The organism is Nonomuraea candida, assembly GCF_000725485.1.
In the GTDB taxonomy this organism is placed as follows: domain Bacteria; phylum Actinomycetota; class Actinomycetes; order Streptosporangiales; family Streptosporangiaceae; genus Nonomuraea; species Nonomuraea candida.
On record NZ_JOAG01000036.1, the window covers coordinates 41,644 to 54,654 of the forward strand.

Consider the following 13,011-nt stretch of genomic DNA (forward strand, 5'->3'; position numbering starts at 1 on the left):
CATGGCCACCCTTGACGGAAAGGCGGAGCCCGAGGCCACGCCACCCCGGCGGCGCCGCCGCGGCGGCCGGGGGAAGCTGGTGGCCGGGCTCCTGATCGCGGTGGCCGCGGTGGGCGGCGGGCTCGTCGCGGTGAACGGCACGGGCCTGCTGGAGGGCGGCGCCGGACCGACGCGGTCGGCCGCCGCCCTGCCGCCGGCCACCACGACGGTGACCAGGCAGACCCTGAACGACACCAGGGACGCCGACGGCGAGCTCGGCTACGGCCCGGTCACCACGGCCACGACCCGCCGTCCCGGCACGATCACCTGGCTGCCGGAGAGCGGCGCCACGATCAGCCGGGGCCGCTCGTTGTACCGGCTGGACAACAAGCCGGTCGTGCTCATGTACGGCGACACTCCCGCCTACCGCGACCTCAGGATCGGTACGGAGGGCAAGGACGTCGAGAACCTGGAGCGCAACCTCAGCAAGCTCGGCTACGACGGCTTCACGGTGGACGACGAGTACACCTACGACACCTACCAGGCGGTCCTGGAGTGGCAGGAGGACCGCGGCCTGGACGAGACCGGCGTGGTCGAGCTGGGCCGGGTCGTCTTCGCCCCCGGCAAGGTGCGGGTGGAGAGCCTGGACGCCGAGGAGGGGCAGCCGGCGCAGCCCGGCCAGAAGGTGCTGACGTACACGGGCACATCCAAGGTCATCACGGTCCAGCTGGAGGCCGACGACCAGCGGATGGCCAAGAAGGGCGCCAAGGTCGAGGTCACGCTGCCCGACGGCAAGAGCGTCGGCGGCAAGGTGACGGAGGTGGCCACGGTGATCGTGCCGGGCGAGGGCCAGAACGCGGACCCGGAGACGCGGGTGGAGGCGCTGGTCTCGATCGGCGACGCGAAGGCGGCCAGGGAGCTGGACAAGGCGTCGGTGGACGTCACGTTCACCGCCTCCCAGCGCAAGGACGTGCTGACGGTGCCGGTCGCGGCGCTGGTGGCGTTGCAGGAGGGCGGGTTCGGCCTGGAGGTCGTCGAAGGCGGCGGCACCCGGTACGTCGCCGTCGAGACGGGCCTGTTCGCCGGCGGGCGGGTCGAGGTGTCCGGCGACGGGCTCAGCGAGGGGATGACCGTGGGGATGCCGAAATGACGCACCCCATGATCGCTCTGACCGACGTGTCCAGGACGTACCCGGGAGGGGTGGCGGCGCTGAAGTCCGTCTCGCTGCGCATCGACCACGGCGAGCTGGTCGCCATCGTCGGGCCGTCCGGGTCGGGCAAGTCGACCATGCTCAACGTCGTCGGCACCCTCGACCGGCCGTCCTCCGGGACCATCCGGATCGACGGGTACGACGTCTCGGAGCTGTCCGACAACCAGCTCTCGGCGCTGCGCGCCACCACGATCGGCTTCGTCTTCCAGTCCTTCCACCTGGCCGCGAAGGTCCCGGCGCTGGACAACGTGGCCGACGGTCTGGTCTACACCGGCCTGAGCAGGGCCGAACGCCGCCGGCGCGCGGCGGCGGCGCTCAAGCGGGTGGGGCTGGAGCACCGCATGGACCACGAGCCGCACGAGCTGTCCGGCGGCGAGCGGCAGCGCGTCGCCATCGCCAGGGCCGTGGCGGGCGACCCGCCGCTGCTCCTGGCCGACGAGCCGACCGGGGCGCTGGACTCGGTCTCGGGCACCGGCGTGATGGAGCTGCTGCACGAGCTGAACGCGGCCGGCACCACCATCGTGATCATCACCCACGACCGGGAGATCGCCGCCAGCCTTCCCCGGCAGGTGCGGATGCGCGACGGCGAGATCATCTCCGACTCCGCCAGGGAGCCCGAGCCGGTGGAATCAGGAGTGACGTGATGACAGGTGTCGAGCGGCCTGCGGCCGTACCCGGGGGTGGCGTGATGACGGGTGTCGAGCGGTCCCGGCCGTACCTGGGGGTGGCGTGATGACGGGTGTCGAGCGGCCCCGGCTGTATCCGGCCCGGATGCGGCCGCGTGACGTGATGCGGGTCGGCGCGGTCGGCCTGCGGACCCGGCCGCTGCGGGCGTTCCTGTCGGCGCTGGGCATCGCCATCGGCATCGCGGCCATGGTGGGCGTGGTCGGGCTCTCGTCCTCCTCGGGGGCCGAGCTGGACCGCCAGCTCTCCGCGCTGGGCACGAACCTGCTCACCCTCTCCTCGGGCTCCACCCTCACCGGCGAGGCGGCCCAGATGCCGGTGGACGCCGAGGCGATGATCGAGCGGATCGGGCCCGTCGAGGCGGTCTCGTCCATCGGCAAGGTGCCCGAGGCCAAGGTCTACCGCTCCGAGCAGATCCCGGAGGCCCAGACGGGCGGGCTCAACACGTACGCGGCCCGCCTGGACCTGCCGGCCACGGTCGGCGCGACCCTGCGCAGCGGCACCTGGCTGAACGCGGCCACCGAGCGCTACCCGGCCGCCGTGATCGGCGCGGACGCCGCGCAGCGGCTCGGCATCGGGGCGGCGGGCCCCGACACGCAGATCGTCGTCGGCGGCGTCCGCTTCACGGTCGTCGGCGTGCTGGAGCCGGTGGCGCTGGCCACCGACCTGGACGCGGGCGTCCTGGTGGGCTGGCCGGTGGCGGAGGAGCGGCTCGGCTTCGACGGCCACCCGACCACGCTCTACACGCGCTCGGAGGAGGCCAAGCTGGAGTCGGTGCGCCAGGTGCTGGCCGGCACGGCGAACCCGGAGGCGCCGAACGAGGTGGACGTCTCCCGCCCGTCCGACGCGCTGGCCGCCAAGAAGGCGACCAGCGAGGCCTTCACCAACCTGCTCCTGGGCGTGGGCGCGGTGGCGCTGCTCGTGGGCGGGGTCGGGGTGGCCAACACGATGGTCATCTCGGTGCTGGAACGCCGCGCGGAGATCGGCCTGCGCCGCTCGCTCGGGGCGACCAGGGGGCAGATCCGTACGCAGTTCCTGGCCGAGTCGCTGCTGCTGTCCGCGATGGGCGGGGCCGGCGGCATCCTGCTCGGCTCGGGGGTCACCATGGGGTACGCGCTCTACAGCGGCTGGCCCTCGGTCGTGCCCGCCTGGGCCACCGTGGGCGGCCTCGCCGCGACGCTGGCCATCGGCGCGGTCGCCGGTCTCTACCCCGCGGTCCGCGCCTCCCGCCTGTCCCCGACGGAGGCCCTGTCCACGCCGTGACCCCACGGCCTCCCGTCCGCAAGCGCCGCCCGCACGGTGATCGTCACCGGCCCGGCCTTCGCCCGAGGCCCCGCCCGTGAGCTCCGCGGGCCCGTCGCGCGCCCGGCACCCGGGCGCGCGACGCCGTGCGCGTCGGCGTCGAGCTGTCCATCGCACAAGTGCACAAAGGGGCAGGGACGCCTGCCGATCGCCGTCGAATAAATCCGTCTTTCTGGGGCAGATCCCGACTTGTACGGCCGACGCCCCACACCGGAGCCGGATGACCTTCGACGAAAGAACTGACCGAGTACGCGTCACCCTCGTTCCGCACCCCTTCGGCCTGCGAATCGCCGGCGAGATCGACCGCGGCAACCGTCCCCTGCTCCAGGGCGTCCTCGACTGGGCGCTGCACGCGGGCAGCCAGGACATCCGGTTCGACCTGGCGGGCCTGACGTTCATCGACGTGAGCGGCATGCGCCTGATCGTCGCGGCCGCCGCGCGATTATCGCCGGACCGGAAGCTGATCCTCGACCCGGTCTCGCCCCTGGTGCGCCGCCTGCTGTCGGTGACCGGCTGGGAGCACGTCCCCGGCCTCCGCGTCGGCCCCGAGCGGCCGTGCCCGTGACGCCGGGCGCCTCTAGGGACGCCAGCGGCGCAGGTCCGTCTCCTTCTCGTACGCCTGCGGGTCCGGGTAGCTCACCAGCTCGACGGTCGCGCCCCAGGGCGTACGGAAGTAGACGAACCTGTTGCGCTCGCCGGCCTCGGGCCCCGGCAGCGGCACCGGCTCCGACAGCCGCGCCGCGCCCGCCTCCGTCGCCCGGCGCAGCGCCTCCTCCAGGTCGTCCACGTACAGGGCGACGTGCTGCCAGCCCAGGTCGCACGGCAGCGCCGCGCCGGCCTGCCGCGGCCCGCTGAACTCGAACAGCTCGATCCCCGGCCCGTTGGGCAGGCGCAACATGCGCACCGCCACCTCGGCCGTGCCCTGCGGCACCCCGAGCCGCCGCTCGGTCGCCCACCCGCCCTTGGGCCCCCGCTCGCGGGGGAGGGTGTCGTAGAGCACCTCGGCGCCGAACGCGCGGGCGAAGAACTCGGTGGCCGCGTCGAGATCGGGCACGGTCACCCCGACGTGGTCGATGCCGCGGACGGTCATGGCCTGTCTCCTGTCCTGAGAGGCGTCCGTCATGCGCGTCCGCTCCGGAACCTGCCGATCAGGCCCAGCTCGTCCACGCAGCGGCCCAGCCCGAGCGCCACGCACTCCAGCGGGCGCTCCGCCCGCCGCACCGGCATGCACAGCGCCTCCCGCAGCCGCCGGCCGAGCCCGCGCAGCAGCGCCCCGCCGCCGACCAGCATCACGCCCCGCTCCCCGAGGTCGGCCGCCAGCTCGGCGGGGCAGCGCTCCACCGTCTCCATCGCCGCCCGCGCGATCGACTCGGCGGGCGGCCCGGCGGCCTCGAAGATCTGCCCCGCGGGCACCGCCAGCTCGCGTTCCCTGCCGGTGTCGCGGTCCCGGCCGCGCACCACGACCTCCCGGGCCCCGTCGTGCGCGCGGCGCTTGGCCGACTCGGCCTCGGACTCGTCCAGCAGCAGCCCGTGCTCGCGTTCGACGAGGCGGATGACGGCCCGGTTCACGGCCTGCCCGCCGTAGGGCACGGAGGAGGCCGCGACCACGGACTCCCCGGACAGCACCGCGATCCTGGCGGTGTCGCGGCCGATGTCGATGACCATGTGCCCGGCGCAGTCGGTGACCGGCAGCCCCGCGCCCAGCGCCGCCGCCAGCGCGTGCGGCACCAGCCGCACGGTCCTGGCCTCCGCCTCGTACGCCACGTCGTGCAGCGCCGCCCTGTCGATCGGCGTGGAGTCGCCCGGCAGCGCCATGACCAGGCGCGGGCGGGCGTACGGATGCCAGTGCACCTTGCGCAGGAAGTGCCGGACCATGCGCCGGGCCAGCTCGGCGTCGGCCGGCAGCCCGCCGCGCACCGGCCAGCACGTGCGCCCGCCGACGCCCACGGCGGCGGCCTCCGCGCCGTACGCGATGATCTTGCCGGTACGGCCGTCGCACATGACGGCCGAGGGTTCGTCGAGCACGATGCCCTTGCGCTTGACATAGATCCGCGTGCTCGCCGCCCCCAGGTCCATTGCCAGGTCACGACCGAGGAGTCTCATCGCCGGACCTATTTCCCGGCCCGCTCCAACCCAACACCACGAACGGAACGGTTCCCCTTTACCCGTCCTCGCGCCCGGGCCGCCGACGCCCCCGAACGCCGGGATCGGCGGCCCTCCTCCGCGTGGGGCGGGAGCGCGGAGCTGAGCCCGGTTTCGCGTCATAAGCGGCTCCGTGCGAAGCTGTGATAGTCCCCAACACCATGGAGGTCCTCATGGCGGATACACCGGAGCCGGAAGTCAGCGAAACTCCCGAGGACGAGCTGAAGCGCAAGTTCCGCGAGGCGCTGGAGCGCAAGCGCAACCAGCAGGCGGGATCAGGCGCGGGTGGCAGGGGCGTCGACCCATCGAAGATTCACGGGGCGCACGGTCCGGCTGCGAGTAAGCGATCGTTCAGGCGCAAGAGCGGCGGCTGAGGCTGGAATTTCGCTGGGGGTACGGCATGCCGTGCCCCCTTTCTCTTTGCCGACGTAGGTAGATCTTTCGACCGATTCATGGTGAATCGTTTGCGAGTGTCCGTTTCCGTAGTTAGAGTAATCGCCATTACCAGCCGGTGACCGAGTCCTTACCCAAGATGGACGGCCGGTTGGCGCCGAATCCCGAGCAGTCGGGAACCGGGGACCCACCTCGTTGGGGTGAATCCGGCCGCGTGCCGGTAGGGCATCTCCACGCCCGAACCCGTCAGCTAACCCGGTAGGCGTGATGGAGAGGACAAAACTTACCCATGCAGCAGCGCGTCGTACCCCCGGACCGCGTCCTGACGGCCGCCTTCTGAGCGGCCCCCTTCCCTGAAGGCTCGTATCTTGCGCTCCGCGTGGCGAACGCCGGGTGCCCCTGGCGCGCTGCGCGCTTTCCCCCGATGAGTGCAACCTCCCTGTCCCCTCGTGAAGGGTTTGCTACTTCATGTCTGCTCGTTCTGGCCTGCGTTCCCTCGCCATGCTCACCGCCACCGCCGTCAGCGCCCTGACGATCGGTGCGACGGCCGCCCACGCCGACCCCGGCGCCGGCTCCGACACGGAAGAGAAGATCCTGCTCAAGGGCTCGACCACGGCCTCGTACTTCTGGGACGACGGCTCCGGCCGCGCCGGTGACACGGGCATGCCGGCCAGCGGCAAGCCGATGCAGAAGGGGCTGGCCGCCAGCCCGAGCTGGCCGCTGCTGACCGAGGGCTACGTGCTCTACGACGGCAAGAAGATGCCGTTCTTCGTGGGTGACCGCGGGCCGGGCGAGCCCTCCAACCGGGGCATCATGCTGGACCTCGACGCCAAGACCTTCGCCGAGCTGACCGGCGGCAGGTTCAACCCCGGCACGCTGGGCGTGGACGGCAACGGCGGCAAGGGCCACATCGACGTCGAGTACGTCATCACCAAGTGGGGCGACGGCCCCGGCAAGAAGAACCACCCGGTGCCCTTCTCCACCCGCGCCTGGGCCGAGCGCGACCGGAACCCGGCCACCCCGCCGGCCGAGGAGCCCTCGGAGGAGGCCGCGCAGGGCGGCGGCAGGCTCGTCGAGGCCCCCGCCTCCGCGAGCGTCCGCGCCGGCGCGGCCGGTTCTGACGCGGCCGGTTCCGATGTGGCGGGCGCCGAGGAGGCCGGCGCCCAGGAGTCCGGCGTCGTCGGCGGCGCGCTGATGGCCGGCGCCCTGGCCGTGGCCGGCGGCGGCGTGGTGCTCGGCGGCGAGCGCCTCCGCACCCTCCTCAAGCGCTGACCCGCCGCGCGGCTTTCCCGCGCTTCGCCCGCGCTTCGCCCGCGTGCTTTACGGGGTTATTAGTAGAATGTCATTCTGTTCTCCGTGACCACCCGCGTAGCCGCGAACGGCATCCACATCGCCTACGAGAGCTTCGGCTCCCCCTCGGGCCGTCCCCTGCTCCTCATCATGGGACTCGGCGCCCAGCTCATCCAGTGGGACGAAGGGCTCTGCGAGCTCCTGGTGGAGCGCGGACACCACGTCGTACGGTTCGACAACCGCGACGCCGGCCTGTCCACGCACCTCCACGAGCACGGCGTCCCCGCGCCGGGGACGCCCCCGCCGTACCTGCTGGACGATCTGGCCGACGACGCCGCGGCGCTCATGGACGCGCTCGGCTGGCCGGCCGCCCACGTGGTGGGCGCCTCGATGGGCGGGATGATCGCCCAGACGCTGGCCATCCGCCACCCCGCGCGCGTGCTGACCCTGACCTCGATCATGTCCACCACCGGCCCCTCCGTCGCGCCGCCGACGGAGGCCGCGTCGGCCGTGCTGTTCCGCAAGCCCGCCGCCGACCGGCGGCAGGCGATGGAGCAGGCGGTGAGCACGTGGTCGGTCATCGGCTCGCCCGGTTACGAGCTGGACCGGGAGAAGGTCGCCGAGCTGGCCGGGCTGGCCTACGACCGCTGCCACGACCCGGCGGGCGTGGCCAGGCAACTGGCCGCGATCATGGCCTCGGGCGACCGCACGGAGGCGCTGGCCGGGGTGCGCGTGCCCACGCTGGTGGTGCACGGCGAGGCGGACGCGCTGGTCCCGGTGGCGGGCGGCCGGGCCACGGCGGCGGCGGTGCCGGGGGCGCGGCTGGTGACGTACCCGGGGATGGGGCACGACCTGCCGCGCGCGCTCTGGCCCGACCTGGTCGCCGAGATCACCAAGCTCACCGGCTCGGCGAGCTGACCACTACGGGGCCTGGGGGTCGTCGGGGAGCAGGGCCCGCTCGTCGGGCTTGTGGATCAGCACGTTGTCCACGTAGGACTTCGCCGCCGCCGTCAGGCCCACGTCGGCGCCCTCCTGCTCCGACAGGTACCAGCGGTGGTCCAGGATCTCGTGGAAGAGCTGCGCGGGCTCCAGCTTGCCGCGCAGCTCGACGGGGATGGAGTCGACGGTCGGCTGGAACACCTCCGCCAGCCACCGGTGCGCCACTATGGCCTCGTCCTCGTGCCGCAGCCCCTTGGCCACCCGGAACCCGTCGAGGTCGTTGAGCAGCCGCCGCGCCTGGTTCTCCTCCACGTCGAGCCCGGTCAGGCGGAGCAGCCGCCGCTGGTGGTGCCCGGCGTCCACGACCTTGGGCCGCACGATCAGCCGGCCGGTGCCGACCTTGCGCCGCACCATCATCTCGGCCACGTCGAAGCCCAGCAGGTTCAGCCGCCTGATGCGCTGCTCGACGCGGTGCCAGTCCACCTCGTCGATGATCTCGCTCTCGTTGATCTCGTTCCACAGGCGGTGGTAGCGGGCGACGATGTCCTCGGCGGTCTCCATGGGGTCGATCGACGGGTGCAGCAGCCCGCCGGCCTCCAGGTCGAGCATCTCGCCGAAGATGTTGGTGTGGGCGTTGTCGATGTCGGTCAGCCGCTGCCCCTCGCTGATCATCGGGTGCATCTCGCCGGTCTCGGCGTCCACCAGGTAGGCCGCGAAGGCCCCCGCGTCCCGGCGGAACAGCGTGTTCGACAGCGAGCAGTCGCCCCAGTAGAAGCCGTTCAGGTGCAGCCGCACCAGCAGCACGGCCAGCGCGTCCAGCAGGCGGGTGAGCGTGTCGGGGCGCAGGGTGCCGGACATGACCGCGCGGTAGGGGAGCGAGAACTGCAGGTGCCGGGTGATCAGTGCGGCGTCGAGGCCGTTCTCGCGGCCGGTGACGTACGCGACCGGCTCCACGGCCGGGGCGTCGAGCCGGGCCAGGTCCCACAGGAGCTGATACTCCCGCCTGGCGTAGCGCTCGCTGATCTCCTTGATCGCGTACACCTTGCCGGACAGCCGGGCGAACCGCACCACGTGCCGGGAGATGCCGCGCGGGAGATCGACCAGATGGTGCTGGGGCCACTCTTCCAGAGGGGTCTCCCAGGGGAGGCGGATCAGGTCAGGGTCGCCTAGCGCGCCAGTGATCTGCAGGGGCATTTGCACAGGATATGGTGCACCGGTGGACGAGTTTCTCAAGTGGTACTTTTCTGACCGTCCCGTCGTCGCCGCCCTCCTGGGGGCCGACGGTTACGATCACACCCTCGGCGATTTCACCGCCTCCGCCTGGCAGGCTCGTGAGCGGGAGCAGATCCTCTGGCTCGAACGCCTGTCGGCCGCCGAGGCCCCCACACTCGACGACGCCATAGACAGAGACCTCGTCCTGTCGCAACTGCGGGGCTCGATCGCGATGGCCGCCTGGCCCGAGTGGCGCCGCGACCCCGGCGTCTACCTCGGGGCGGTCTTCGGCTCCCTGTACGCGCCCTTCCAGCACCGGCTCAAGCCCGAGCCCGAGCTGGTCGCCGCGGCCCTGCTCCGCCTGGCCGAGGTGCCCGGCGTGCTGGCCGCCTGCCGCGCGAACCTGGACCCCGACCTCGCCGCCCCGCTGCTGGTCCAGCGCGGCCTGGGCCAGGCGCGCACCGGCCGCAACTTCCTGACCCGCACGATCCCGGCCATGGTCGCCGACGAGGCCCTGCGCGCCAAGCTGGCCGCCGCCGCCGAGCCGGCCGCGCGGGCGTTCGACGACCTCGTGACCTTCCTGGAAGGCTTCGAGTGCGGCGGCACCTGGCGCATGGGGGAGCGGCTCTACTCCACCCTGCTGCGCGAGCGCGAGCTGCTCGGATACGGCGCCGCCGAGCTGCACGAGAAGGGCAAGGCCGCCTGGGCGGAGCTGGACGCGCGCATGCGCGAGGTGGCCGTCCGGGTCAACGGCACCCAGGACTGGCGGGCGGCCATGGAGTCCCTCATGGACGACCACCCGGAGACGCTGGCCGACATGCGGACCGAGTACGAGGCCGAGACCCTGCGGGCGCGCGACTTCGTCAGGGAGCGGGACCTGGTCACCTTCGCCGAGGGCGAGGAGTGCCAGGTGCTGCCGTCGGCCGAGTACAGCCGGCCGGTCCTGTCCGTGGCCCACTACCTGTCCCCGCCGCCGCTCAGCTCCTCGCGGAAGGGCGTGTTCTTCGTGCCGTACACGCCGGACGACTTCACCGCCGAGCAGGTGCGGCAGCGGCTGCGGACGAACTCGCGGGCCCAGATGCCCTCGATCGCCGTGCACGAGGCCTACCCGGGGCACCACTGGCACCTGTCGTACATGGCGGAGAACCCGCGGACGGTCAGGAAGGTCTTCAGGACGCCGTACTTCACCGAGGGCTGGGCCCTGTACGTCGAGAAGATGCTGCACGAGCAGGGCTACTTCGACACCCCCGCCACCGAGCTGGCCCACCTGGACTGCCGCATCTTCCGGGCCGCCAGGATCGTGGTGGACACCGCGCTGCACTGCGAGGACATGTCGATCGAGGAGGCCGAGACGTTCATGGCCACCAAGGCGTCGCTGTCGCCCGGGACCGCGCAGGGCGAGGTCAACCGCTACTGCGCCTGGCCCACCCAGGCGCCCTCCTACCTGACGGGCGCCATCGAGATCGACCGCATCCGCGCGTCGTTCCAGGGCTCGCTGAAGGAGTTCCACGACCGGATCGCCGGGTCGGGCGGGCTCCCGCTCGGGCTGGCCGAGCAGGCCGCCCTGGCGAAGTAGCGGCGCGTCCCGCCTCCGCCTCAGAGCGCGGGGGCGGGCCGGGCGGGGCCTCCGGGCGGGCGGGGCGTTCGCTCAGAGCGGGGGCGGGTTGAGCATGCGGTCGACGACGGCGGCGAGCTGATCCTCCGTGAGGACGGTCGGCTTGCCGACGCCGAGCGCCCTGACGTACACCTCGCACAACCACTCCAGCAGCCGGGTGGCCTCGAACGCCTCCTCCAGCGTCGCCCCGAGGGTCATCCCGCCGTGGTTGGCCATCAGGGCGGCCCGCTTGCCGCCCTCCAGCGCGGCGCGCACGTTCGCGGCCAGCTCGGGCGTGCCGTACGTGGCGTACTCCGCCACCCTGACCGTCCCGCCGAGCAGCAGCGCGTTGTAGTGCACGGGCGGCAGCTCGGTCATCGTCGTGGCCACCACCGTCCCGAACACCGAGTGCGTGTGCACGATGGCCCGCGCGTCGGTGGTCTCGTAGACGGCCAGGTGCATGGGGGTCTCGCTGGAGGGCCGCAGCTCGCCCTCCACCCGCCGGCCCGTCAGGTCCACGACCGGGCACGACTCGGGCGTCAGCCGGTCGAGCGCGACGCCCGACGGGGTGACCGCGACCAGGTCGCCCTCGCGGACGCTGAGGTTGCCCGAGGTGCCGATGACCAGGCCCAGCTCGACGGCGCGGCGGCCGTACTCGCACAGTTGCTCGCGAAGGCTCATATGTCTGGAATGTAGCCGATCACAGGCCGTCCAGGGTGGCCAGCATGATGCGCTCCACGTCGGCCCGCCGCAGCCGGTCGGGGTAGAGCAGCAGGTGCAGGCTGAGGCCGTCGACCAGGGCGAGCAGCCGCTCGGCCAGGTCGTCCAGGTTCTCGTCCGTGCGCAGCTCGCCGTCGGCCCTGGCCCGGGCCAGCAGCCCGCGTACGGCGGCGCGCAGCTCGCCCGCCTCGGCCCGCTGCACCTCGGCCAGCCGCTCCGAGGCCAGGCTCCGGCTCCAGAAGCTGACCTCCAGCCGCGTCTCCCGGGTGCGCTCGCCGTCCAGCGGCAGGTTGTCCAGCAGCACCTCCCGCAGCGCCGCCAGCCCCGTCACGCCCTCGGCCTTGCGCGTCAGCCGGGCGCGGATGCGCTGGTGCGACTGGCGCAGCGCGGACAGCAGGATCTCGTCCTTGTCGGCGAAGTAGTGGGTGAGCACCCCGTTGGAGCAGCCCGCCTCCTTGGCGATGGCGCGCGTGGTGGCCGCGTCGATGCCGTCCCTGACGATCACCCGGCGGGCCGCTGACAGGACCTCGCGCCGGCGCTCGTCGTGATCGACGATCTTCGGCATCGGCGGCCTCCTCTGCTCATTGACTTTTTAGTCGGACGTCTGTCTATATAAACCATGACCGTCGTCACAGTCGGCGTCCACATCGTCGACATCCTCACCAGGCCCGTCGATCACATCCCCGAGGGCCAGGACACCGTGCTGGTCGAGCAGATCCGCCTCACCGCCGCCGGCGCCGCCGCGGGCACGGCGGTCGACCTGGTCAAGCTGGGCAACGACGTGGTCACCATGGGCGCGGTCGGCGACGACGAGCTCGCCGACTTCCTGCTGATGGTGCTGGCCAAGCGGGGCGTGGACGCCTCCCGGCTGGTGCGCAGGGCGGGGGAGCAGACGGCGGCCTCGATCCTGCCCATCAGGCCCGACGGCGGGCGTCCCAGCTTCCACGTCCCCGGCGCGAACCTCAGCGTGACCCCCGCCGACCTCGACCAGGCCGTGTTACGGCAGGCCAGGGCCGTGCACCTGGGCGGGATGGACGTCACGTTCGGCCTCGGCGACCCGGCCTTCTTCGGGCTCCTCGACGAGCTGCGGGCCTCGGGCGCCATCGTCACGATGGACCTGCTGTCGGAGATGCCCGACCTGCTGGCGATGGCCCGCGCGTTCCTGCCCCACGTCGACTACGTCCTGCCCAACGAGACCCAGGTCCTCGCGATGAGCGGCGAGCAGGACGTCGAGGCGGCCGCCCGCGCGCTGCTCGCCGACGGGCCGCGCGGCGTGCTGGTCACCCTCGGCGCGGCCGGCAGCCTGGTGGTGACCGGGGCGGGCGCGGAGCGGGTGCCCGCGCTGAAGACGGAGGTCGCCGACACCACGGGCTGCGGCGACGCGTACTGCGCCGGCTTCCTCACCGGCCTGCTGCACGGCCGCGACGTGACGGACGCCGCCCGCTGGGGCACGGCCGCCGCCGCCCGCGTCGCCACCGGCCTCGGCTCCGACGCCGGCCTCACCGACCTCGACTCCACCCTCGCCCTCCTCTCCTAGCCCCCTTGA

Annotated in this window: 14 protein-coding genes and 1 riboswitch; of the genes, 9 read left to right on the plus strand and 5 right to left on the minus strand. The window is 72.7% G+C overall.

The annotated features are described in order from the left end of the window. The first annotated feature begins 1 nt into the window (after position 1). From IO39_RS30495 to IO39_RS30510, 4 genes are all read left to right on the plus strand, one after another. Entirely contained in the window at positions 2-1,129 is a 1,128-nt protein-coding gene (locus tag IO39_RS30495; RefSeq protein WP_245642387.1) for an efflux RND transporter periplasmic adaptor subunit, read from the plus strand. Between the two features lie 8 nt (positions 1,130-1,137). After that, entirely contained in the window at positions 1,138-1,833 is a 696-nt protein-coding gene (locus tag IO39_RS30500; protein WP_157549090.1) for an ABC transporter ATP-binding protein, read from the plus strand. An 88-nt stretch (positions 1,834-1,921) separates the two neighbouring features. Further along, entirely contained in the window at positions 1,922-3,136 is a 1,215-nt protein-coding gene (locus tag IO39_RS30505) for an ABC transporter permease (protein WP_043630195.1), read from the plus strand. Positions 3,137-3,395: 259 nt separating this feature from the next. Then, on the plus strand, positions 3,396-3,740 hold the full coding sequence (locus tag IO39_RS30510) for an STAS domain-containing protein (protein ID WP_043630197.1): 345 nt from the start codon (positions 3,396-3,398) through the stop codon (positions 3,738-3,740). A gap of 12 nt (positions 3,741-3,752) precedes the next feature. On the opposite strand, the gene IO39_RS30515 is transcribed toward IO39_RS30510, so the two are convergent. Both IO39_RS30515 and IO39_RS30520 read right to left on the minus strand, forming a co-directional pair. Further along, the gene (locus tag IO39_RS30515) at positions 3,753-4,265 is read right to left on the minus strand and encodes a VOC family protein (RefSeq protein ID WP_043630199.1); all 513 of its coding nucleotides are present in this window, start codon (positions 4,263-4,265) and stop codon (positions 3,753-3,755) included. Between the two features lie 29 nt (positions 4,266-4,294). Beyond that, positions 4,295-5,278: a rod shape-determining protein gene (locus tag IO39_RS30520; protein WP_063765371.1), complete on the minus strand. Its 984-nt coding sequence runs from the start codon at positions 5,276-5,278 to the stop codon at positions 4,295-4,297. Between the two features lie 212 nt (positions 5,279-5,490). Between IO39_RS30520 and IO39_RS53110 the strand changes: the two genes are divergently transcribed. The 3 genes from IO39_RS53110 (at position 5,491) to IO39_RS30530 (ending at position 7,918) form a co-directional block, all read left to right on the plus strand. Further along, positions 5,491-5,691 (plus strand): DUF5302 domain-containing protein, encoded by a 201-nt coding sequence (locus IO39_RS53110; protein WP_084773784.1) that lies wholly within the window; start codon positions 5,491-5,493, stop codon positions 5,689-5,691. A 164-nt stretch (positions 5,692-5,855) separates the two neighbouring features. Then, a riboswitch (cyclic di-AMP (ydaO/yuaA leader) is annotated at positions 5,856-5,990 on the plus strand. A gap of 188 nt (positions 5,991-6,178) precedes the next feature. Beyond that, complete coding sequence (locus IO39_RS58090; protein ID WP_245642389.1) at positions 6,179-6,982, plus strand: hypothetical protein; 804 nt, start codon at positions 6,179-6,181, stop codon at positions 6,980-6,982. An 84-nt stretch (positions 6,983-7,066) separates the two neighbouring features. After that, entirely contained in the window at positions 7,067-7,918 is an 852-nt protein-coding gene (locus IO39_RS30530; RefSeq protein WP_043630201.1) for an alpha/beta fold hydrolase, read from the plus strand. A 3-nt stretch (positions 7,919-7,921) separates the two neighbouring features. On the opposite strand, the gene IO39_RS30535 is transcribed toward IO39_RS30530, so the two are convergent. Continuing rightward, positions 7,922-9,133, minus strand: coding sequence for a DUF4032 domain-containing protein (locus tag IO39_RS30535; protein WP_211267227.1), 1,212 nt, complete (start codon positions 9,131-9,133; stop codon positions 7,922-7,924). A gap of 22 nt (positions 9,134-9,155) precedes the next feature. Here IO39_RS30535 and IO39_RS30540 point away from each other — a divergent pair, with 22 nt between their 5' ends. Next, positions 9,156-10,727, plus strand: coding sequence for a DUF885 domain-containing protein (locus IO39_RS30540; protein ID WP_052423564.1), 1,572 nt, complete (start codon positions 9,156-9,158; stop codon positions 10,725-10,727). 72 nt (positions 10,728-10,799) lie between these two features. On the opposite strand, the gene IO39_RS30545 is transcribed toward IO39_RS30540, so the two are convergent. Both IO39_RS30545 and IO39_RS30550 read right to left on the minus strand, forming a co-directional pair. Beyond that, the gene (locus IO39_RS30545; RefSeq protein WP_043630202.1) at positions 10,800-11,426 is read right to left on the minus strand and encodes a class II aldolase/adducin family protein; all 627 of its coding nucleotides are present in this window, start codon (positions 11,424-11,426) and stop codon (positions 10,800-10,802) included. A gap of 19 nt (positions 11,427-11,445) precedes the next feature. Continuing rightward, entirely contained in the window at positions 11,446-12,030 is a 585-nt protein-coding gene (locus IO39_RS30550; RefSeq protein WP_043630203.1) for a TetR/AcrR family transcriptional regulator, read from the minus strand. A 54-nt stretch (positions 12,031-12,084) separates the two neighbouring features. Between IO39_RS30550 and IO39_RS30555 the strand changes: the two genes are divergently transcribed. Next, a complete protein-coding gene (locus tag IO39_RS30555) occupies positions 12,085-13,002 on the plus strand; it encodes a carbohydrate kinase family protein (RefSeq protein WP_043630205.1) in 918 nt (305 codons plus the stop codon). The last annotated feature ends 9 nt before the right edge of the window (positions 13,003-13,011 follow it).

Coding starts and splice junctions, on each gene's coding strand:
- IO39_RS30535 (WP_211267227.1), bottom strand. CDS start 9,133: ATGCCCCTGCAGATCACTGGCGCGCTAGGCGACCCTGACCTGATCCGC.
- IO39_RS30545 (WP_043630202.1), bottom strand. CDS start 11,426: ATGAGCCTTCGCGAGCAACTGTGCGAGTACGGCCGCCGCGCCGTCGAG.
- IO39_RS30505 (WP_043630195.1), top strand. CDS start 1,922: ATGACGGGTGTCGAGCGGCCCCGGCTGTATCCGGCCCGGATGCGGCCG.
- IO39_RS30555 (WP_043630205.1), top strand. CDS start 12,085: ATGACCGTCGTCACAGTCGGCGTCCACATCGTCGACATCCTCACCAGG.
- IO39_RS30520 (WP_063765371.1), bottom strand. CDS start 5,278: ATGAGACTCCTCGGTCGTGACCTGGCAATGGACCTGGGGGCGGCGAGC.
- IO39_RS30550 (WP_043630203.1), bottom strand. CDS start 12,030: ATGCCGAAGATCGTCGATCACGACGAGCGCCGGCGCGAGGTCCTGTCA.
- IO39_RS30495 (WP_245642387.1), top strand. CDS start 2: ATGGCCACCCTTGACGGAAAGGCGGAGCCCGAGGCCACGCCACCCCGG.
- IO39_RS30515 (WP_043630199.1), bottom strand. CDS start 4,265: ATGACCGTCCGCGGCATCGACCACGTCGGGGTGACCGTGCCCGATCTC.
- IO39_RS58090 (WP_245642389.1), top strand. CDS start 6,179: ATGTCTGCTCGTTCTGGCCTGCGTTCCCTCGCCATGCTCACCGCCACC.
- IO39_RS30500 (WP_157549090.1), top strand. CDS start 1,138: ATGATCGCTCTGACCGACGTGTCCAGGACGTACCCGGGAGGGGTGGCG.
- IO39_RS53110 (WP_084773784.1), top strand. CDS start 5,491: ATGGCGGATACACCGGAGCCGGAAGTCAGCGAAACTCCCGAGGACGAG.
- IO39_RS30510 (WP_043630197.1), top strand. CDS start 3,396: ATGACCTTCGACGAAAGAACTGACCGAGTACGCGTCACCCTCGTTCCG.